The sequence below is a fragment of the Synechococcus sp. H55.11 genome, from assembly GCF_047462475.1.
Taxonomy (GTDB): domain Bacteria; phylum Cyanobacteriota; class Cyanobacteriia; order Thermostichales; family Thermostichaceae; genus Thermostichus.
The window spans coordinates 1-725 of record NZ_JANSJI010000288.1; the positions used below are offsets into that span (position 1 = coordinate 1).

Sequence of the window (725 nt, forward strand, 5' to 3'; positions counted from 1 at the left end):
TGTGCCCGTAGGTCGGCATCGGCAGCAGAGCTGAGGGCTATTGCCTTGCCCAATACCGGGGCAAAATCGCTGGGATCCGCTGCAATCATCTCATCATAAAGGGCCACCGCTTTTCCCGTCTGGTTGTTGCGGGCGTAGATAAAAGCTAAGCGCAGCCGGACATCGTTATCTTCCGGTACTTCCTTCAGATAGTTCTCCAGCAGGTCAATGGCTTCAGAAGTGCGGCCCAGAACTAGTTGAACATCGGCCAGCTCCTGCAGAACTTGGCCATCTTTGGGATCCTTTTTGTAGAGAGCTTGAAGCTGCTCCAGCGCTCCTTCCAGATCTCCTGTCTCCCGCTGAATTTGAGCCAAAAAAGCTCGCAGTTGCCGATTTTCCGGCTCCAGTTCCACCAGCTTCTTCAGCGGCTCAATGGCCCCTTGCGGCTCGTTGAGCTGCAGTTGCGTGTCAATTAACCCCCGCAGGGCAATGGGGTTATCCGGCTCCCGTTCCAGCACGGCCCGGTAGCCGTCCGCCTGGGCCCGCAGTTGCTCGGTAACCAAATTGGCGGTGTCTGCCGAGTCAGAAGGCCCCAGTGCCTGCAGTATCGGGCCAAAGGAGAAGCCCAGGAACATGACTGCGCCAAACACCAGCATCAGGGCTTCCAGGAATTTGCGGAGGGGCGATTTGTCAGGTTTGGACTGAGGCATGAAGGGGCTCGCACCAATCTCTCTGTACTCTATCAT

The 725-nt window shown here is 56.7% G+C and carries 1 protein-coding gene; it reads right to left on the reverse strand.

Annotation, left to right across the window (positions count from 1 at the left end):
- Positions 1 to 689, reverse strand: a 689-nt coding sequence (locus tag NW853_RS11685; protein WP_414349089.1) for a tetratricopeptide repeat protein, incomplete at its 3' end; no start/stop codon positions are given.
- Positions 690 to 725: the final 36 nt, after the last annotated feature.